General features: G+C 68.4%; 23 protein-coding genes and 1 tRNA gene. 17 read left to right on the top strand and 7 right to left on the bottom strand.

From position 1 onward, the window contains the following. From QZ847_RS13530 to QZ847_RS13485, 10 genes are all read left to right on the top strand, one after another. Nucleotides 1-329: Maf family protein (locus tag QZ847_RS13530; protein WP_294357283.1), on the top strand; the 329-nt coding region annotated here is incomplete at its 5' end. Between the two features lie 34 nt (nucleotides 330-363). Beyond that, nucleotides 364-1,173, top strand: coding sequence for a shikimate dehydrogenase (locus QZ847_RS13525; protein WP_294357281.1), 810 nt, complete (start codon nucleotides 364-366; stop codon nucleotides 1,171-1,173). Continuing rightward, a complete protein-coding gene (gene coaE, locus QZ847_RS13520; RefSeq protein ID WP_294357279.1) occupies nucleotides 1,170-1,772 on the top strand; it encodes a dephospho-CoA kinase in 603 nt (200 codons plus the stop codon). The genes QZ847_RS13525 and coaE overlap by 4 nt, the downstream gene beginning before the upstream one ends. 10 nt (nucleotides 1,773-1,782) lie before the next feature. Beyond that, on the top strand, nucleotides 1,783-2,475 hold the full coding sequence (gene dnaQ, locus QZ847_RS13515) for a DNA polymerase III subunit epsilon (RefSeq protein ID WP_294357277.1): 693 nt from the start codon (nucleotides 1,783-1,785) through the stop codon (nucleotides 2,473-2,475). A 70-nt stretch (nucleotides 2,476-2,545) separates the two neighbouring features. After that, the gene (gene raiA, locus QZ847_RS13510; protein WP_093006868.1) at nucleotides 2,546-3,136 is read left to right on the top strand and encodes a ribosome-associated translation inhibitor RaiA; all 591 of its coding nucleotides are present in this window, start codon (nucleotides 2,546-2,548) and stop codon (nucleotides 3,134-3,136) included. A 15-nt stretch (nucleotides 3,137-3,151) separates the two neighbouring features. Continuing rightward, on the top strand, nucleotides 3,152-3,616 hold the full coding sequence (locus tag QZ847_RS13505; protein ID WP_294357273.1) for a PTS sugar transporter subunit IIA: 465 nt from the start codon (nucleotides 3,152-3,154) through the stop codon (nucleotides 3,614-3,616). Further along, complete coding sequence (locus QZ847_RS13500; RefSeq protein WP_294357271.1) at nucleotides 3,603-4,061, top strand: PaaI family thioesterase; 459 nt, start codon at nucleotides 3,603-3,605, stop codon at nucleotides 4,059-4,061. Before QZ847_RS13505 ends, QZ847_RS13500 begins: the two co-directional genes overlap by 14 nt. Beyond that, nucleotides 4,058-4,393 carry a DUF1491 family protein gene (locus tag QZ847_RS13495; protein WP_294357269.1) on the top strand — a complete coding sequence of 112 codons (336 nt, stop codon included), beginning with the start codon at nucleotides 4,058-4,060 and terminating at the stop codon, nucleotides 4,391-4,393. The genes QZ847_RS13500 and QZ847_RS13495 overlap by 4 nt, the downstream gene beginning before the upstream one ends. Before the next feature lie 165 nt (nucleotides 4,394-4,558). After that, complete coding sequence (locus QZ847_RS13490) at nucleotides 4,559-5,212, top strand: cell wall hydrolase (RefSeq protein ID WP_294357266.1); 654 nt, start codon at nucleotides 4,559-4,561, stop codon at nucleotides 5,210-5,212. A gap of 53 nt (nucleotides 5,213-5,265) precedes the next feature. Then, on the top strand, nucleotides 5,266-5,760 hold the full coding sequence (locus tag QZ847_RS13485) for an MmcB family DNA repair protein (RefSeq protein WP_294357264.1): 495 nt from the start codon (nucleotides 5,266-5,268) through the stop codon (nucleotides 5,758-5,760). Between the two features lies 1 nt (nucleotide 5,761). Here QZ847_RS13485 and QZ847_RS13480 read toward each other — a convergent pair whose 3' ends face one another. Next, nucleotides 5,762-6,358, bottom strand: a complete 597-nt coding sequence (locus QZ847_RS13480; protein ID WP_294357262.1) for an ankyrin repeat domain-containing protein — start codon at nucleotides 6,356-6,358, stop codon at nucleotides 5,762-5,764. A gap of 94 nt (nucleotides 6,359-6,452) precedes the next feature. Between QZ847_RS13480 and QZ847_RS13475 the strand changes: the two genes are divergently transcribed. Genes QZ847_RS13475 through QZ847_RS13465 form a run of 3 tightly spaced genes read left to right on the top strand, consistent with a single transcriptional unit; the run spans nucleotide 6,453 to nucleotide 8,185 of the window. Next, on the top strand, nucleotides 6,453-7,049 hold the full coding sequence (locus QZ847_RS13475) for an SCO family protein (RefSeq protein ID WP_294357260.1): 597 nt from the start codon (nucleotides 6,453-6,455) through the stop codon (nucleotides 7,047-7,049). Further along, nucleotides 7,037-7,480, top strand: coding sequence for a YcgN family cysteine cluster protein (locus tag QZ847_RS13470; protein WP_294357257.1), 444 nt, complete (start codon nucleotides 7,037-7,039; stop codon nucleotides 7,478-7,480). The genes QZ847_RS13475 and QZ847_RS13470 overlap by 13 nt, the downstream gene beginning before the upstream one ends. Nucleotides 7,481-7,504: 24 nt before the next feature. Beyond that, complete coding sequence (locus QZ847_RS13465; protein ID WP_294357256.1) at nucleotides 7,505-8,185, top strand: YgjP-like metallopeptidase domain-containing protein; 681 nt, start codon at nucleotides 7,505-7,507, stop codon at nucleotides 8,183-8,185. Here the strand turns inward: QZ847_RS13465 and QZ847_RS13460 are convergent. The 6 genes from QZ847_RS13460 to QZ847_RS13435 all read right to left on the bottom strand — a co-directional run bounded on the left by QZ847_RS13460 (nucleotide 8,155) and on the right by QZ847_RS13435 (nucleotide 14,305). Then, nucleotides 8,155-10,323 carry a transglycosylase domain-containing protein gene (locus QZ847_RS13460; RefSeq protein ID WP_294357254.1) on the bottom strand — a complete coding sequence of 723 codons (2,169 nt, stop codon included), beginning with the start codon at nucleotides 10,321-10,323 and terminating at the stop codon, nucleotides 8,155-8,157. The two genes, QZ847_RS13465 and QZ847_RS13460, sit on opposite strands and share 31 nt — an antisense overlap. Before the next feature lie 92 nt (nucleotides 10,324-10,415). Continuing rightward, on the bottom strand, nucleotides 10,416-11,516 hold the full coding sequence (locus tag QZ847_RS13455) for an FAD-dependent monooxygenase (protein ID WP_294357253.1): 1,101 nt from the start codon (nucleotides 11,514-11,516) through the stop codon (nucleotides 10,416-10,418). Beyond that, entirely contained in the window at nucleotides 11,498-12,145 is a 648-nt protein-coding gene (locus QZ847_RS13450; protein ID WP_294357289.1) for a methyltransferase domain-containing protein, read from the bottom strand. Before QZ847_RS13450 ends, QZ847_RS13455 begins: the two co-directional genes overlap by 19 nt. 35 nt (nucleotides 12,146-12,180) lie before the next feature. Then, a complete protein-coding gene (locus QZ847_RS13445) occupies nucleotides 12,181-13,257 on the bottom strand; it encodes a type III polyketide synthase (protein WP_294357251.1) in 1,077 nt (358 codons plus the stop codon). A 136-nt stretch (nucleotides 13,258-13,393) separates the two neighbouring features. Further along, nucleotides 13,394-13,480 (bottom strand) — tRNA-Leu (locus QZ847_RS13440). 108 nt (nucleotides 13,481-13,588) lie between these two features. After that, complete coding sequence (locus QZ847_RS13435) at nucleotides 13,589-14,305, bottom strand: zinc-ribbon domain-containing protein (RefSeq protein WP_294357249.1); 717 nt, start codon at nucleotides 14,303-14,305, stop codon at nucleotides 13,589-13,591. A gap of 171 nt (nucleotides 14,306-14,476) precedes the next feature. Here QZ847_RS13435 and ftsE point away from each other — a divergent pair, with 171 nt between their 5' ends. The 4 genes from ftsE to QZ847_RS13415 are packed head-to-tail and all read left to right on the top strand — an operon-like array spanning nucleotide 14,477 to nucleotide 17,282. After that, on the top strand, nucleotides 14,477-15,181 hold the full coding sequence (gene ftsE / locus QZ847_RS13430) for a cell division ATP-binding protein FtsE (protein WP_294357247.1): 705 nt from the start codon (nucleotides 14,477-14,479) through the stop codon (nucleotides 15,179-15,181). A 19-nt stretch (nucleotides 15,182-15,200) separates the two neighbouring features. Further along, nucleotides 15,201-16,067, top strand: a complete 867-nt coding sequence (locus tag QZ847_RS13425; RefSeq protein ID WP_294357245.1) for a permease — start codon at nucleotides 15,201-15,203, stop codon at nucleotides 16,065-16,067. Continuing rightward, nucleotides 16,064-16,600, top strand: a complete 537-nt coding sequence (locus QZ847_RS13420) for a YdcF family protein (RefSeq protein WP_294357244.1) — start codon at nucleotides 16,064-16,066, stop codon at nucleotides 16,598-16,600. Before QZ847_RS13425 ends, QZ847_RS13420 begins: the two co-directional genes overlap by 4 nt. Beyond that, complete coding sequence (locus QZ847_RS13415) at nucleotides 16,593-17,282, top strand: 1-acyl-sn-glycerol-3-phosphate acyltransferase (RefSeq protein WP_294357242.1); 690 nt, start codon at nucleotides 16,593-16,595, stop codon at nucleotides 17,280-17,282. The genes QZ847_RS13420 and QZ847_RS13415 overlap by 8 nt, the downstream gene beginning before the upstream one ends. Nucleotides 17,283-17,326: the final 44 nt, after the last annotated feature.

The following is a 17,326-nucleotide window of genomic DNA, read 5'->3' as shown; positions in this document are numbered from 1 at the left end:
ACCGCGACGACGCGCGCGATCACCTGATCCGCATGTCGGGCAAGCGCCACGATCTCGTCAGCGCGGCGGTGATCGCGGAAAACGGTCGCCCGGTGTGGCGCCACGTAGAAGCGGCGCGGATGTTCGTGCGGCCATTATCGGACGCCTTCATCGAGGCTTATCTCGACGCCGAATGGCCCGCGATCTCGGCCTGTGTCGGTTGCTACCGGATCGAGGGGCCGGGCGCGCAACTGTTCAGCCGGATCGAAGGCAGCCAGTTCACCGTGCTCGGCATGCCGCTGCTGCCGGTGCTCGGCTACTTGCGCGAGCGCGGCGTGCTGCTCGCGTGATCCCTCCGTCCTCACCCGACCGGAACAAGCTTCCATGACCAAGCCATATGCCGAGGTGATCGGCGACCCGATCGCGCAGTCCAAGTCGCCGCTGATCCATCGTTTCTGGCTCGACCGGCTCGGCATCGACGCCGATTATCGCGCGACCCGCATCGCGCCCGACGCGCTCGCGGCGTACTTTGCCGACCGAGCCGCCGATCCCGCCTGGCGCGGGTGCAACGTGACAGTGCCGCATAAGGTCGCCGCGCTCGACCACGTGCCCGATCCCGGCGACGTGCGCGGCTCGATCGGCGCCGCCAACACGGTGTTCCGCACTACCGACGGACTGGCCGCGACCAACACCGACGCCGCGGGCTTCCTCTCGCCGATTGCCGAACTCGACCTCACCGGCAAGCCGGTCGTCGTAGTCGGGGCAGGAGGGGCGGCGCGCGCGGTCCTGTTCGCGCTGTCGAAGGTCGGCGTGGGACCGGTCACGCTGCTCAACCGGACTCCGCTGAAGGGCGCGGCGCTGCTCTCGACCTTCGGGTTGAAGGGGCAGGCGCTGCCGCTGTCCGCCAGGCTCCCGTCCGCGGCACTGCTCGTCAACACCTCGACGCTCGGCATGACGGGTCAGCCGCCGCTCGAACTCGACCTGTTGGCGCTGCCCGCCGATGCGATCGTCTACGACATCGTCTATTCGCCGCTCGAGACCGGGCTGCTCACGCAGGCGCATGAGCGCGGGCTGGATACGATCGACGGGCTCGACATGCTGGTCGGCCAGGCCGCGCTCGCATTCGAGCTGTTCTTCGGTCAGCCCGCGCCGCGCGAGCATGACGATGAGTTGCGCGAACGGTTGCTCGCGTGAGCGCGCCGTTGATCGTCGGGCTCACCGGATCGATCGGCATGGGCAAGTCGACCGTCGCGCAGATGTTCCGCGAGGAAGGCGTACCCGTGTTCGACGCCGATGCGGAGGTGCATCGTCTGCAAGGTCCAGGTGGCAAGGTCGTCGCGGCGATCGAGGCGCGATTCCCCGGCACTACCGATGCCGGCGGCGTCGACCGCGCGTCGCTCGCCGCCGCGGTGCTCGGCGATGACGCGGCGATGAAGGCATTGGAGGCGATCGTCCATCCCGCAGTTGCGATCGAGCGCGCGGCATTCCTCCATGCCAACGCCGACGCCGACATGGTCGTGTTCGACGTGCCGCTGCTGTTCGAAACCGGCGGCGATGCCAAGGTAGACCGGATCGTCGTCGTCTCCGCCGCGTCCGAGGTCCAACGCGCGCGCACGCTCCAGCGCTCCGGCATGACCGAGGCGAAGTTCGATGCGATCCTCGCGCGCCAGACGCCCGATGCCGAAAAGCGCGCGCGTGCCGATTTCGTGGTCGCGACCGACACCTCGATCGAGGAGACCCGCGCCGCCGTCGCCCGCGTCATCGCTTGCCTAGCGCGCGACGAAGCACGATAACCGTTCCCCCATGCGTGAGATCGTCTTTGATACCGAAACCACGGGCCTGAGCTTCGCCGGCGGCGACCGGATGGTGGAGATCGGCTGCGTCGAATTGTTCAACCGGGTCGAGACCGGGCAGACGTTTCACGCTTACTACCATCCCGAACGCGACATGCCCGAAGAGGCGGCGCGGGTGCACGGGCTCAGGATCGACTTCCTGTCGAAATTCCCGGTGTTCACCGCCGGTGTCGACGCGCTGCTGGAGTTCATCGGGGATAGCCCGTTGATCGCGCACAATGCCGGGTTCGACTTTTCCTTTTTGAACGGCGAGCTCGAACGCTGCGGCCGCGCACCCGTGTGCCGCACGCGCATGGTCGACACGCTGCAGATCGCGCGCAGCCGCCATCCCGGCGCCAAGCACACGCTCGACGCGCTGTGCAGCCGCTACGGTGTCGATCGCTCGCACCGCGTACTCCACGGCGCGTTGCTCGACGCACAGCTCTTGGCGCAGGTGTACGTCGAACTGCTCGGCGGGCGGCAGATCGGCCTCGGGCTGGTCAGTGAAGTGCCGGTGGAAGCGGTCGAGGTCGTGGCGACCGCGCCGCGAAAGGCACGCGCGCCACGGGTATTTCGTGCCAGTGCCGCGGAACTGGCAGCGCACGCAGCGTTTGTGAACGGTATAAAGGAGCCTTTGTGGGGAGCGGCCGAGAGCTCTTCGTGAAGGGGGCCGTCGCGCCCGGTTGGCGCGGATGGCGGGGTCGTCCTGGCCCCGTGTCGAGCAGGAGAAGACAATGGATATCCGGACCAATGGTCATCAGGTTTCGATCGGCGACGCGCTGAAGAGCCATGTCGAGGACCGCCTCCAGGGTATCGCCGACAAATATTTCGCGCGCGCCATTTCGGCCGAGGTGACCTTTGGCAAGGGGCCGCACGATGTCGGGTTCCGCTGCGACATCGTCTCGCACGTGATGCGCGGACTGGTGCTGAAAGGCGCGCATGAGGCGCACGACGCGCACCTCGCCTTTGACGGCGCGGCGGAGAAGATCGAAAAGCAGCTGCGCCGCTACATGCGCCGGCTGAAGGATCGCCACGCGCTGCACGTCGAGGCAGAAGCGGAGCAGGATCGCTCGGGCTACGACAATGCCGGCTATACGCTGTTCGCCGAGTCGATCGCCGACGAGGAGGAGCAGGACGCACCGCTGGTGATCGCCGAAACCCGCGTCGACGTGCCCGATGCCAGCGTATCGGACGCGGTAATGATGCTCGACCTGCGTAATACGCAGGCATTGCTGTTCAAGAACGCAGGCACGGGTGCGTACAACATGGTCTATCGCCGCGGTGACGGCACGATCGGCTGGGTCGAGCCGCAGCGCGGCGGCTGATTCAACGCACGTTCGATGGATCTTAGCGACCTGTTGCTGCCCGAGTTGGTGGCGGTGAACGTATCCGCCGTCACCCGCAAGGCGGCCTTCACCCAGATCGGTGCGCTCGCCGCGCCGGTGCTGGGGCAGGATGCGCGTGTCATTGCCGACGCGCTCGGCGCGCGGGAAAAGCTCGGCTCGACCGCGTTCGGCGGCGGCGTCGCGATTCCGCACGCGCGGCTGCCAGGGCTCGACCGGATCGTCGCCGGCACGGTCCGGCTCGCGCAGCCGATCGACTTCGGTGCGGTCGATGACGCGCCCGTCGATCTGCTATTCGTGCTGCTCTCGCCACCCAATGCGGGGGGTGATCACCTGAAGGCACTGGCGCGGGTCGCGCGTCTGGTGCGCAATCGCGGGCTGCTGGCCAAGCTGCGCGGCGCAGGGTCGCGCGACGCGATCTGGGCACTGCTGACCTCGGACGAGACGCGTGACGCTGCCTGAAGGTGCGGCCGCCCACTTTCGCGCACTCGAGTCGCTCTACGCCGCGGCTCCGGTCAACCGGCTGTTCGAGTCGCGGCTGGAGGTGCCCGAGGCAGGCGTGTCGCGAATCCATTTCGCGGTCAATCGTCGCCATTTTCACGCCGCCGGCGCGGCGCACGGCACCGCATATTTCAAGATGCTCGATGACGCGGCCTTCTACGCCGCCAACAGCCTCGTCACGGATCGTTTTCTGCTGACGACCCAGTTCAGCCTCAACTTGACTCGTCCGCTAGGCGAAGGACCGGTCGTCGCGGAGGGACGCTGGATCAGCGGGCAGCGACGCGTCTTCATCGCCGAGGCGCGGTTGATCGCCTCGGACGGCGAGGAGGTCGCGCGCGGCACCGGAACCTTCATGCGTTCGCGCATCGCGCTCGCCGGTCTGCCGGGCTACGGCACGGCGACGTGAGCTCGCGGCTTCCGACGCATCTGGCGGTTGGTGCGCTCGTCCGCCGCGTCAACGATGCCGGCGGCTTCGCGGTCGTGCGTGCGCGCGGTGAAGCGCAGACCGGCGCGATCCTGCTGTTGATCGACGAGGGGCAGGTCGTGCGCGGGCTCGAGCGCTTTCGCGACCTCGACGATCGCGAGTCACTGGTACCCGCCGGACCGGTCGACGCCGACGGATTCGCAATGGACGAATATTGGCGAAAACGCCGCGCGTCCGACCCCGATTTGTGGGTCGTCGAACTGATGATCGCGCAAGCCGAACGGTTCGCCGCTGAAACGATCCTGGTTTGTTGACGCGCTGATGCGTTGCGGGACAAGAGCGGACATCAACTAAACGCGTTGTGCTGCGCCGGTGTGCGATGCCGGACGGTTACGCAGTCGGGTGGATCCCGGCGGTGGTGTTCTCGCGTGCGAGCAACACGCGCCGTTCGTGTACCAACCGCATGATGTAGACGATGAATGACGTTTCGGAAGCGCGCTGCAACGGTTGCAGCGACCCTGATTTCCCTGGCCGGTCTTGCTCTTCACAGCACCGCCAGCTTCGCCGCCGAGGCTCCGGCACTCGTCGCGAAAGATCAGACTTCCAAACCGATTACGCCGGCCTCGGTTCCGCCGGTTTCCTATTTCGTTCAACAGCTTCCGACCCAGCCCGCAGTCGCGCAGGACCCGGCGTTCGCGCCCGAGGCCGATGAGAACGACGTGGTCGCCTATCCGACCCTCGCCGCCGCCGTCGCCGCGCAGGATGCCGCGACCAGCGACGAACAGCTCCGCTGCCTCGCCGGCGCGATCTATTTCGAGGCGCGCGGTGAGCCGCTGAGCGGCCAGCTCGCGGTCGCCGAGGTCATCCTCAACCGTGCGAACTCGGGCCGTTTCGCCAAGAGCGCCTGCGGCGTCGTAACCCAGCCGGGCCAGTTCTCCTTCGTGCGCGGCGGTCGCATTCCCGATGTCGCCGAGAATGCACGCTGGCGCACTGCGATTGCCGTCGCCAAGGTCGCGATGAAGGATGCGTGGGACAGCGACGCTGCCAAGGCGCTGTATTTCAATGCCGGCCGCTCGCCCAACCGTGGCCTGGTCCGCATTGCTGCGATCGGCAACCACACCTTCTATCGCTGATCCGATCCGCGGGCGACTAGCCTGCGTTCCCCGAATGTTCTAAGCGTTCGGTCATGCTTCAGCCGCCCGCCACCTGTCAGGATACGTCCAACGACGCGCTCTGCGCCGCCGATGTCGCGCGCGGGGTGACGCGCATGTTTCTGCGCCACGATCTGGTGACGATCCACGAAGTGCCGCTGGAGGGAGGACGTCGCGCCGACCTGATGGCGGTCGACGCGCGCGGGCAGCTGGTGATCGTCGAGATCAAGGTGTCGCGCGCCGATCTGCTGGGCGATGGCAAGTGGCAGGATTATCTGCCGCACTGCGACCGCTTCTACTGGGCGGTACCTGCCGGCTTCGATGCCTCGCCGATTGACGGCCCGGCGTTTCTGCCCGAGCGTACCGGCCTGATCATTGCCGACCGCTACGACGCGGAGATCGTGCGCGAGGCGCGGACCGATCCGCTACCGGCGCACGTGCGCAAGCGCTGCACGCTCGCCTTCGCCAGACGTGCCGCACGGCGGTTGATCGCGCAACATGACCCGGAAGCGATGCAGCTCGGCGGCTGAGCTAGCGCAGCGTCGGTCCTGACACCGCGCGCGGCTTCGTGGCCGGCGTGGCCGACAGTACCTTCAGCACCGGCGCGGCGCGCGGATCGGCCTTGGCATAATCGCGCGCCGACATGCCCGCGACATTGTCGGTCTGGTCGGGGTTGGCACCTGCGGCGAGAAGCGATCGCACCAGCGCCAGGTCGCGGCGCTGCACCGCGCGGATCAGCGGGGTCTCGCCGCCCGAATTACCGAGATTGGCATTGGCCTTCACCAGCGCCAGGATGTCGATCAGCGCGGGCTCGCCCTCCTGAACCGCCAGCATCATCGGCGTGTTGCCCGCATTGTCGCGGATGTTGGGATCGGCCCCTTTCGCCAGCAGGTAGCGCAGATAGGTCGCGTCGCCGCGCTTCACCACGATGTGGAGCGCGGTCTCTCCGGTTGACACGTCGCGCGTGTTGATAATCCGCTGCCCCGGCTGCTCGACCAGCTGCGTCACCGCATTGCCGTCGCCGCTGCGCACTGCCTGCAGGAACTTGTAGCTGGCGGACTGCTGCTGCGCGACGGCCGGAGCGGCGAGCATGATCGCGGCGGCGGCAAGGGGGGCGAAACGGAACATGGGCCTCACGGGGTCAGGGTGACGGTCGGATGCAAACGCCTTGGCGAACATGCACTTGCTCCCCATCGTATAACCCATCAATGCTGGATGTACCATGTACATGCCCCGTCTGATGCTCGCCCTGCCTGCGCTGTTCGCGGTGGCGCTGTCGTCCTGCTCGACGCAGTCCCAACAGCCGACTGCCGCGCCGCCGCTCGCGGGTGCAAGGATCGGCGGGCCGTTCACGCTGGTCGACCAGAACGGCCGTACCGTCACCGACCGCGACTTCGCAGGGCGCTACCGGATCATCTACTTCGGCTATACCTTCTGCCCCGACGTCTGCCCGACCGACATGCAGAACGTCGGCGCGGCAATGCGATTGTTGGAGAAGTCGAACCCGTCGCTTGCCAGCCGTGTGGTGCCGATCTTCGTCAGCGTCGACCCTGCGCGCGACACGCCCAAGGTGTTGAAACAGTTCGTCTCCGCCTTTCACCCGCGCATGGTCGGGCTGACCGGCACGCCCGAAGAGATCGCGCGCGTCGCCAAGGAATACGGCATCTTCTTTGCGCGCGGAAAGGGCAACAAGGACGGCTATCTGATGGAGCACAGCCGGCAGATCTATTTGATGGATCCGGCCGGCAAGCCGCTCGCGCTGCTGCCCGAGACACCGCCGCAGGCGATGGCGGACGAGATCGCGAAGTGGGCCAAGTGAGCGCGCGCTTCTGGGAGGACACGCCGCTGTCGAAGCTCGACCGCGCACAGTGGGAGGCATTGTGCGACGGTTGCGGCAAATGCTGCCTCCACAAGCTGGAGGATGACGAGACGGGCGAACTCTACGCAACAAACGTCGCGTGCCGGCTACTCGACCGCCGCAGCGGGCAATGCTCCAATTACCGCAATCGCCGCGCCTATGTCAGCGAATGCGTGCGGCTGACGAACGGCAACGTCGACCAGATCGACTGGCTTCCCTCGACCTGCGCCTATCGCCTGCGCGCGGCGGGCGAGCCGTTGCCCGAGTGGCATTATCTCGTCAGCGGTGACCGCGAGGCGGTGCACCGTGCAGGCGAATCGGTGCGCGGCTGGACCGTCAGCGAGGATGACGCCGGCGACCTGGAGAACCACATGGTCGATCGTCGGCTGTGAGCGTCATCGGCTGATCATGCGGCGATGACCCCGGCAATCGACGTCGTGCGTCACGCCCGCGCGCGACGCGCCAGGCTGTCGTTCGATCCGGTGACCGGCCGCGTACGGCTGACGATCCCGAAGCGCGCGGCACTCGCGCCGTTGCTCGCCTGGGCGCACTCGCACGATGAGTGGATCGCGCAGCAGCGCGATACGCTGCCGCAGCCACGCCCGTTCGTGCCCGGCGCGCAACTGCCGTTCGACGACGCCACGCTGGAGATCGTGTGGGCGGCCGACGCGCCGCGCCGCGTCGAGCGTCGGGGAGATCGGCTGATGGTCGGCGGTCCGGTCGAGCGGGTAGAGCTGCGCGTTCTCGCTTGGGTGAAGCAGCAGGCGCTCGCGCTGCTGACGGCCGACACTGATCATTATGCCGCACGGGCGGGCGTCGCGGTCACGCAGGTGACGATCGGTGATCCTCGCGCGCGTTGGGGCAGTTGCGCGTCACAGGGCGCAATCCGCTACAGCTGGCGCCTGGCGCTCGCACCGCCCGAGGTCCGCCGCGCCACCGCCGCGCACGAGGTCGCGCACCGCGTCCACATGAACCACGGGCCGGCGTTCCACGCGCTGGTCGAGCAACTGTTCGGTCGCGATCCCACCCCCGAGCGGCAGTGGCTGCGCCGGCACGGCGCCGGCCTTCACTGGTATGGTCGGTCGGCGGTCGAGTAGGTGTCGACCCGCGTCGGCGGGCGACGCTCGGCCGGCGGCGTAACCGGCACCTCGCGTGCCGACACGCCCGGGGTCGGTGCGGGCGGGGGGCGTGGCGTGTCGCGCCGGCGATTGGTGACCCGGTCAATCCAGTCCTGATCGAGCCGCTGCTCGTCGCCTTCACCGGCGGCCGGCGGCTCATTGCTCGGCACGCGCGGAGCCTCGGGCGCGACATCGGCTCCACCGCCGATCGGGTAGCCATCGCCATCGACGAATGTGCCGTTATCGGGTGAGCCGTAATAGGCCTCATCGTCGGGCTCTAGCTGCCAATCGGGCAGCGTCACCTTGGTGTCGAACTCTTCGATCGGGCGCTTGGCAACCGCCTGCCGCATGAAGGCGGCGAACGCCTTCGCGGGCGCGGTGCCGCCGTGCAGCCCGGCGATCGGCTTCGCATCGTCGCGGCCCATCCACACGCCCGTCGTCAGCCCGGAGGAGAAGCCGAGGAACCAGCCGTCCTTCGACGAGGTGGTGGTGCCCGTCTTGCCCGCGACCGGGCGCCCGATCTGCGCCGCGCGGCCGGTGCCGGTGTTGACCGCCGTCTGCAGCAGGTCGGTCATCCGCGCCGCGACATCGGGCGCGACCAGTACGTGGCTGCGATCGACCTCGTGCGTGTAGATCGTCTCGCCGTCGCTCGTCACCTTGGTGATCGCATAGGGGGTGACCGCCACGCCCTTGTTGGCGACGCTGGCGAAGGCGCGCGTCATGTCGATCAGCCGCACCTCCGACGTGCCGAGCACCATAGAGGGATGCGTGTTGACGGGGGTGGTGATGCCGAAGCGGCGTGCCATGTCGGCGACGGTCTGGAACCCGACCATCTGCCCGAGCTTCGCCGCGACCGTGTTGAGCGAGTAGGCGAAGGCGGTGCGAAGGGTGACCTCGCCTGAATTGCGACGCGAATCGTTGCGTGGGCTCCACCCGTCGATCGTGACCGGCGCGTCGAGTTCCTTGTCGTCGGGCGTCTTCCCCGCCTCGATCGCGGCGAGGTAGACGAATAGCTTGAACGCCGACCCCGGTTGGCGCACCGCCTGCGTCGCGCGGTTGTAGATCGAGCTGACGTAATCGGTCCCGCCGACCATCGCGCGCACCGCGCCGTCGCGGTCGAGTGCGACCAGCGCACCTTGTGCGCCTTTGGGCACATTCTGCTGGATCGCGGCGTCGGCGTCGCGCTGCATGCCGGTATCGAGCGTGGTCCATACCTCCAGCGGCTTGACCGTCTCGTCGATCAGCAGTTCGAGCTGCGGCAGCGCCCAGTCGGTGAAGTAGCGCACGCTGTTCTGCCGCGGCGCGGGCGCGAGCTTGACGCCTTGCGGATCGGCGGCGGCGGCCTGCGCCGGCGTGATCGCGCCCGTTTCGCGCATCGTCTCGATCACCACGCCCGCGCGACCGACCGCGGCGTCGGCGTCGGCGGTTGGCGAGTAGTTCGACGGCGCCTTGACCAGCCCGGCGATGATCGCGGCCTCTGACAGCGTCAGGTGGTTCGCGCCGTGTCCGAAGAAACGCCTGGACGCCGCGTCGATGCCGTAGGCGCCACCGCCGAAATAGACCTTGTTGAGGTACAGCTCGAGGATCTGATCCTTGGAAAACTTCCGCTCGATCGCGAGCGCGAGGATCGCCTCGCGAAACTTGCGTCCGAACTTCTTGGCCGAGGTGAGAAAGATGTTGCGCGCGAGCTGCTGCGTGATCGTCGAACCGCCTTGCGTCCAGCGACCGCGCCGCACGCGCACGTCGACCGAGCGCGCGACACCGATCGGATCGACGCCCAGATGGCTGTAGAAGCGGCGATCCTCGACCGAAATCATCGCGCGCTGCATGACCGCAGGCACCCGGTCGATCGACAGCCACTCGCCGTAGCTCGGTCCCAATGACACGATCACCGAGCCATCGGCGGCGTGAACGCGGATCATCTGCCCGTTGGGCGACGATTTCAGGTCCTCGAAGCTCGGCAGCTGCGCGCGCGCGACATAGACCGCGGTGACGAGTGCACCCACAGCGACGAGCGCGAGCACCAGCAGCGACTTCCACGCGATCGACCAGCGGCGACGCCACGGCGAGCGTGTCTTCGAGCGAGAACGCGAGGATGAGGGACGGGCACGGGCCATAAACGTCGGCCGTGGCGAATAGAGGCTTGAGCGATGCTTAACAAGCCGATCACCCGACATGCCGGCGGTGAAAAAGTTGCGCTCAGCGACAGTTAGGCGGCGGAACGATCGAGCACGGGGACGCGCGTGGCCGCCGCGACCGCGCCTAGCGCCCCCGGTATCCGCGCCAGCAGCGACAGCAGGGGCGCGCTCCAGCGCTGCTCGGCGAGCGACCAGACGAGACCGGCGTTGCGTACTGGGGCGGCAACGGTGCGCGCGAACCCGCGCTGCCAGGCGACCGATCCTGCCGCGCCGTTGGCGAGCAGTGCGCGCGCACTCGACAGCCCGCTCGCGACCGCAATGCCGATCCCTTCACCCGCCAATGACGGGATTACCGCTGCCTGATCGCCCAGCCGGAACACCCCCGTGGTCGTCTCTGCGGTACGCCAGCCATAAGGCACATTGGCGATCGCATCGATCTCACCCCAGCCCGAGGCGAGTCGCTCGGCGAGCGCGGGTGCCTCGGTTGCGATCGCGTGCAGGAGTGCGTCGGGGCTGCCCGCCTCGTGCAACCGCGATCGGTGCACCGCCATGCAGGCGTTGGCGCTGCCGTCTTCCTGCAGCACGATGCCGCAATAGCCGCGATCGAACAGGTGCAGCTCGATCACATCGCCGACCAGCGCGTGCAGGTGTGGAGAGGAGGGCAGGCGCACGCGCAAGCCGAGCGCGGGATCGTGTCCGCGCGCAACGGCGGGTCGCGCAGACCCTCGCACGTCGTGCTTGCCGCTGGCGAGCAGCAGCGCGTCGGGCTCAAGGCTCGCACCATCGGCGGTGGTGACGCTTCGTCGATCGATCGTGCGGACGGCAACGCCGCGCTCGATCGTCGCGCCCAGCGCCTCCGCGCGGCGCTGCATCACCGTGTCGAGCCGGTGACGCGAGACGGCGAGTGCGACATGCGGAAGCGCCGCCTCGCCCCGCCGCCCGCCCGCGAACACGCGCGCGCGTGTGATCCGCGCTGGGTTGAGTGCGTCCGCCTCGATGCCGAGCTGTTCCAGCGTCCGGAGCGTTCGCCAGCTGACGAAGCCGCCGCACAACGCGTCCCCCGTCTCCCGCGCGCGTTCGAGCACCACCGGCCGCGCACCGCCGTGCGCGAGCGTGATCGCCGCGGCGGTCCCCGCGGGGCCAGCGCCGACGATCAGCGGCTGCTGACGCATAGCCGAAACGGAAAAGCAGTGAACACGCGCGCGTCGACCCCGGCACGCGCCAGCAATGACTGCCACTCCGCGGGACGGTAGCTGCGAGCAATCGAGAGATGGCCGTCGTGGCGCACGATGTCGTGCCAGCGGAACGATGCAGCAAGCAATGGCCAGCCGGTGTAAGCGAAGCGGTGGCGGTGCAGGTCGTTGACCAGCCAGCCGGCACGCGCGTGCGCGTCCATGAAGGCAAGAAAAGCGACGAGCTGATCGGTCGTCATATGGTGCGCGACCAGGCTGGAGACGATGAAGTCCCAGTGCTCGCCGGCGAGATCGGCGTAATCGCCGGTGCGATAGTCGATGTCATAGCCGGCAGGTGTATCGGCCCGCGCGGCCGCTTCGCTACGCGGGTTCAGGTCGATCCCGACGAGTTCAAACTCCACGCCACGCCTGTTGCCCCAGCGCGCGATCCGCCGCAGCATGTCGCCGTCGCCGAAACCGACGTCGAGCAGGCGGTAGCGTTTACCGCGACGTGCGCGCGCGGCAAGGAAGGCGAGCGTCGGTCGCGCCGCCAGCGTGACCGTGTTCACCTGCGCCAAGTCGCGCACAACCGCGGCATAGGTGTCGGCGGGCAGATCGTCGGCGTCCATCAGCTCCTCACCGACGGCACGCGTGGTAAGCGCGCTCACGCGCTCGGCCCGAACGCGAACCCCTCGGCGGCGAGCCCGGGTCCGAAGGCGAGTGCGACACCATGCTCGACCGTCTCGCGAGCGAGGATGCGCGCCAGCACGAACATCAACGTTGCCGACGACATGTTGCCATTGTCTACCAGCACGGCACGCGAATCGTTCAGAGCGGCGGGGTCGAGCGCGAGCGCGTGCTCGACCGCGTCGAGGATCGATCGCCCACCAGCGTGAACCGCCCAGGCATCGATCTCACCCACGGCGCGACCGTTGGTGATCTGTGCAACGAGCGTAGGGTCGGCGAGCGCGGCGGCGATGCGGCCCGGAACCTCCCCCGACAGATGCATCGCGAATCCGGTGTCGGTGATGTCCCAGCGGATCAGCTGGTCAGAGGCGGCGAGCGTGGTTGCGAAGGGTTGCCCGAGCGCCAGACCGCGCGGCTCGGCCGAGACGAGCGCGGCGGCGGCACCGTCGCCGAACTGCAGCATCGCCAGCAGCGGCTCGATCTCGTCGACCTCCTGCAGGTGGAGCGTCGACAATTCCACGGTGACGACCAGCACGCGTGCCTCGGACTGCGAGCGCACAATGTGGCGCGCGGTGCGCAGCGCCGCGACCGCGGCGTAGCAGCCCATGAACCCGATCAGGGTGCGCTCGACCGAAGGGGATAGATCGAGGCGACGCGCGATGATCTGGTCGATCCCGGGCGCGACGAAGCCGGTGCAGCTGGCGACGACCAGATGCGTAACGCCGGTCATCGCGACCCGTTCGACCAGCCGCTCAACCGCCGACAGCGCGAGCGACGGTGCCGCCTCGGCATAGAGCGACATGCGCGCCGCGGTGCCGGGATGGATCGCGCCGGCGTAAAAGCCACCCTCGCCGACCGGGGACCCCGCGGATGCCGGCAGGACCGACCAGCGATGGTGAATTGCGGCGCGCGCGGCCATGCGGTCGAACAGCTTGCGCTCACGCTCAGGCAGTCGTTCGCGCGCCCAGCCGATAAAGGCCGCGTGAATATCGTGATCGGGAACAGCGGTGCCGATCGCGTTCAGGTAGACGGGAGAATGATCGGACGACGCCATCGCTATCAAACGCCGAGCGGTACGATTCGGACCCAAGCGATCAGTGGCACCATAGATGTGGAAGCAAGCGGTATCACCGAACCGTCTGCGCCGGAGCGGGGCGGATATTCACTGCTGCTCGAGGAAGAGCAGAAAATGGTGCGGTCGAGAAGACTCGAACTTCCACGGCCTTTCGGCCACAACGACCTCAACGTTGCGCGTCTACCAGTTCCGCCACGACCGCACACAATGTTCACCGGGCAGGCCCGGCGACTGGCAGGAGCGGGCCTCTAGCAAAGCCGTTCGTGGCTGGCAACGGCGATTGTGCGTGCGCGCGCACCTTTCGCTCGCGTCAGCTCGCCTCGCCGACGAAGCTGAGGTCGAGCCGCTTCGACGAGGCGGGAACATCGACCTGCGCGGAGTTGAAATCGATCGCGCCATTGGCAGGCAGCGTCCGCTGCTGCGGCGTGATCGTCCAGCTGAACACGACGCGGCCGTTCTCGTCGCGCAGGTCGGCGCGCAGGTCGGGCACGCGTTGCGCGGCCGACGACGGATTGGTGATGCGTCCGCTGACCGCGAACAGCTCCGACCCGTTGGTCATCTGGCGCCGCTCGATCGGATTGTCGACGATGCGCAATGGTGATTGCGCGGGTCCGATGTTGAAGCCCGCCTGCTGCGCGAGGCCGGGCGCGGTCGTCCACAGGATCACGCCGACTAGCGCCAGCATGATCAGCCCGGCGGCGATCGACGCGATCGTGCGGACGCGCGCCATGTTGCGCCGCGGGCGGAACGGCGCGCGGTGCGCGAATGCGTCGAAACCGGCGTCCGGCGTGCTTGTGATCGGCTCGGCGACGGGGGAGGGCGCGTAGCCGACCGGCGCGAAGCCGGGGCCGGCGAACGAGGGCGCCTCCATCGCAGGCGCGTCGGTCGCGGGTATGGAAGCGGGAGCCGGACCGTCCTGAAACCAGCTGTGCCGGCAATTGGCGCAGCGCACGGTGCGTCCGCCCACACCGACCGCGGAGTCGGGGACGAGATAGCGGGTGCGGCATTCGGGACACTCGAGGATCATGACGCCACGCTTACGGTTATCGTTAGCGACGTAAACACCTCACTTCGCGCGCTGGCAAGTATCGGCAGCGAAACGATGTCCGCGGACCGGCGGATCATCGCCCGCGACTTGATGAAAGGGCATGCGCCATGCGATGGCGGGCGCGCTCAAGCGAAGGGATGTCGCCGGCCGGTGGCCACGATCGTGCAGTTCGAGAATGTGGGGCTGCGCTACGGCCAGGGCGAGGAGGTCTTGTCGGACCTTTCCTTCTCGCTGACCTCGGGCGAGTTCTATTTCGTGACGGGAGCGAGCGGGGCGGGAAAGACCTCGCTGCTCAAGATGCTGTACCTGGCGCAGCGGCCGACGCGCGGTGCGATCCACCTGTTCGGCACCGACGTGGTCACGCTGCCGCGCGCGCGCATTCCTGGTTTCCGCCGCCGTATCGGCGTGGTGTTTCAGGATTTTCGGCTCGTTCCGCACCTGTCGGCGGCGGATAATATCGCGCTGCCGCTCAGAATCGCGGGCGTGCTGGAGGACGAGGTGCGCGAGGCGGTCTCGGAAATGCTCGCCTGGGTCGGGTTGACCAACCGCGCCGATGCGCGCCCGCCGACGCTGTCGGGCGGCGAGCAGCAGCGCGTGGCGATCGCGCGAGCGGTGATCGGGCGCCCCGAAATATTGGTTGCGGACGAGCCGACCGGCAACGTCGACGAGGCAATGGCTGACCGGCTGCTGCAATTGTTCGCGTCGCTAAACGGCCTCGGCACGACGCTGGTGATTGCGACGCACGACCTGCAGTTGATCGCGCGCGTGCGGTCGGCGCAGATGATGCGGATCGACGGCGGTCGGCTGCTCGACCCCACCGGCATGCTGCGTCACCCGCCCGGACGACAGGCATGAGCCGCGCGGGGAAGGTGGCGTGAGCAAGGCGAGCACGCGCGTGCTCGACACCGCGCGGACCGGGCGCGGGATGGTGTGGGTCATCGCGGTGATGCTGTTCCTGACTGTGCTGGCGACCGCGGCCGGGATCGGCACCGCGCGCGCGACGCAGGCGGTCGGCGTACAGCTGGGCGGCCGCGCCACCGTGCAGATCGCGGCGGCCGACCCGGCGACGCGCGAGGCCGCGGCGGGGGAGGTGGCTTCGCTGCTCGCGGGTATTTCGGGCGTTGGCGGCGTGCGCGTCGTGCCGCGTGCCGAGATCGCGAAGCTGCTCGGCCCCTGGCTCGGCGGCGACGCCGACGACGTCGATCTGCCGATCCCGGTGCTGGTCGACCTAACGCTGACCGATGCGGGCACGGCCGGGCGGGTGCGCGGCGCGCTGGCGGGCGTGCCCGGTGCACGGCTCGACCTGCACAGCCAGGCACTTGCGCCGGTTCGCGCGTTTCTGGGTACGATGAGCATGCTTGCCACCCTGCTGGTCGCGATGATGCTGGGCGCGACCGCGTTCGTGGTCGTGCTGGCGGCGCGTGCCGGATTGGAGGCGCATCGCGGCACGATCGAGGTCATGCACATGCTGGGCGCGACCGACGTGCAGGTCGCGCGGCTGTTCCAGCGGCGGCTGTCGCTCGATGCCGCGATGGGTTCGGCGGTGGGCGGAGTGATCGGGCTGGTGACGGTCGCTCTGCTGGGTGCGCAGGCGGGAACGCTCGGCTCCGAACTGCTCGGCACGGTGACGCTCGGTAGCGGCGGATGGGCCGCTCTGGTCGTGCTGCCCTTCGCGTTCGTCGCGCTCGCCGCGATGGTCGCACGCCGCGCGGTGGTGCGCAGCCTGGGGCAGATGCGGTGATCCGGCGTCTGGTCGGACTGGCGCTGATCATCTGGGCGCTCGGCTTCGCATTGTTCGCGGTGACGCTGCCGCAGCCGGCCAATGACGTGCGCACCGACGGCATTGTCGTGCCGACGGGGGCCGCGGGACGGATCGATCGCGGGCTGGAATTGCTGAAAGCGGGCCAGGCGCGGCGCATGCTGGTGACGGGCACCGCGCCCGGTGTCCGGCAGCGCGATCTGGTGCGCACCTACGGCTACGCTCCGGTGTTCGCGTGCTGCGTCGATCTGGGGCAGGAGGCAGTCGACACGCGGTCGAATGCGGAGGAGATCGCGGGCTGGGTCAAAGAGCATCGCTATCGCTCGGTCCGGCTGGTCACCTCGAACTGGCACGCGCGGCGCGCAGGCATGGAGCTGGCGCAATCGCTCGATCCGGCGGTGAGCGTGGTGATCGACGGCGTGCCGAGCCAGCCGAGCCTCGCGCAGCTCTTGAACGAATATCACAAGCTGCTGCTGCGCCGCGCAGTGCTGTGGTGGGAGAATTGGCGTGGCTGATGTCGTGCGGACCTGGGTGTTCCGCCTGCTGTTCGCGATCGGATCGTTGCTGGTCGTGATCGTCATTCCGATCGTCGCGCTGTTCGGACAGCGCGCGATGATCGCTTACTCGCACGGCTGGGCGCGTTACCACGGCGCGATCGCGCGCTGGATCATGGGGGTGCGCACGCAGGTGAGCGGCGCGGCGCTGCCCGACGGCCCGGTCCTCTACGCGGCCAAGCACGAGGCGATGTACGAGACGCTGGAGCTGCCATACCGGCTGGGTGGACCCGCGGTCGTCATCAAGCGCGAACTGGCGCAGATCCCGTTATGGGGCTGGGCGGCGCGCATCTACGGTGCGCTGCCGGTCGACCGGGAAGCCTCGGCGAAGGCGTTGCGGCAGCTGATGAGCGATGCGGCGGTGTTCAAGGAGCAGGGGCGCTCGGTGATCGTGTTTCCCGAAGGATCGCGCATGGCGCACGGCGAGCGCCCGCCGCTGCGTTCGGGCTTCGCCGGCCTGTACCGCGCGCTCGGCTACCCGGTGGTGCCGATCGCGCTCGACAGCGGACGGCGTTGGCCGCGCAAGGGACACGCGCATGCGGGACCGGTACGCGTGCTGATCGGTGAGGCGATCCCGCCCGGACTGCCGCGCCGCGAGATCGAGGAGCGCGTCCACGCCGCAATCAACGCGCTCAACGATTGAGCGCGGAAGATTTGAAAGGGCGCACCCATTGCGCGTGCGCGCGC

It is taken from the genome of uncultured Sphingomonas sp. (assembly GCF_913778135.1).
GTDB lineage: Bacteria > Pseudomonadota > Alphaproteobacteria > Sphingomonadales > Sphingomonadaceae > Sphingomonas.
Note: the sequence above shows the minus strand (reverse complement) of the source record. Positions and strands in the feature narration are given on the sequence as shown.

Coding starts and splice junctions, on each gene's coding strand:
- QZ847_RS13525 (WP_294357281.1), top strand. CDS start 364: ATGACCAAGCCATATGCCGAGGTGATCGGCGACCCGATCGCGCAGTCC.
- QZ847_RS13505 (WP_294357273.1), top strand. CDS start 3,152: ATGGATCTTAGCGACCTGTTGCTGCCCGAGTTGGTGGCGGTGAACGTA.
- QZ847_RS13480 (WP_294357262.1), bottom strand. CDS start 6,358: ATGTTCCGTTTCGCCCCCCTTGCCGCCGCCGCGATCATGCTCGCCGCT.
- QZ847_RS13460 (WP_294357254.1), bottom strand. CDS start 10,323: ATGGCCCGTGCCCGTCCCTCATCCTCGCGTTCTCGCTCGAAGACACGC.
- QZ847_RS13490 (WP_294357266.1), top strand. CDS start 4,559: ATGACGTTTCGGAAGCGCGCTGCAACGGTTGCAGCGACCCTGATTTCC.
- QZ847_RS13475 (WP_294357260.1), top strand. CDS start 6,453: ATGTACATGCCCCGTCTGATGCTCGCCCTGCCTGCGCTGTTCGCGGTG.
- QZ847_RS13485 (WP_294357264.1), top strand. CDS start 5,266: ATGCTTCAGCCGCCCGCCACCTGTCAGGATACGTCCAACGACGCGCTC.
- QZ847_RS13465 (WP_294357256.1), top strand. CDS start 7,505: ATGACCCCGGCAATCGACGTCGTGCGTCACGCCCGCGCGCGACGCGCC.
- dnaQ (WP_294357277.1), top strand. CDS start 1,783: ATGCGTGAGATCGTCTTTGATACCGAAACCACGGGCCTGAGCTTCGCC.
- QZ847_RS13450 (WP_294357289.1), bottom strand. CDS start 12,145: ATGGACGCCGACGATCTGCCCGCCGACACCTATGCCGCGGTTGTGCGC.
- QZ847_RS13435 (WP_294357249.1), bottom strand. CDS start 14,305: ATGATCCTCGAGTGTCCCGAATGCCGCACCCGCTATCTCGTCCCCGAC.
- raiA (WP_093006868.1), top strand. CDS start 2,546: ATGGATATCCGGACCAATGGTCATCAGGTTTCGATCGGCGACGCGCTG.
- QZ847_RS13455 (WP_294357253.1), bottom strand. CDS start 11,516: ATGCGTCAGCAGCCGCTGATCGTCGGCGCTGGCCCCGCGGGGACCGCC.
- QZ847_RS13445 (WP_294357251.1), bottom strand. CDS start 13,257: ATGGCGTCGTCCGATCATTCTCCCGTCTACCTGAACGCGATCGGCACC.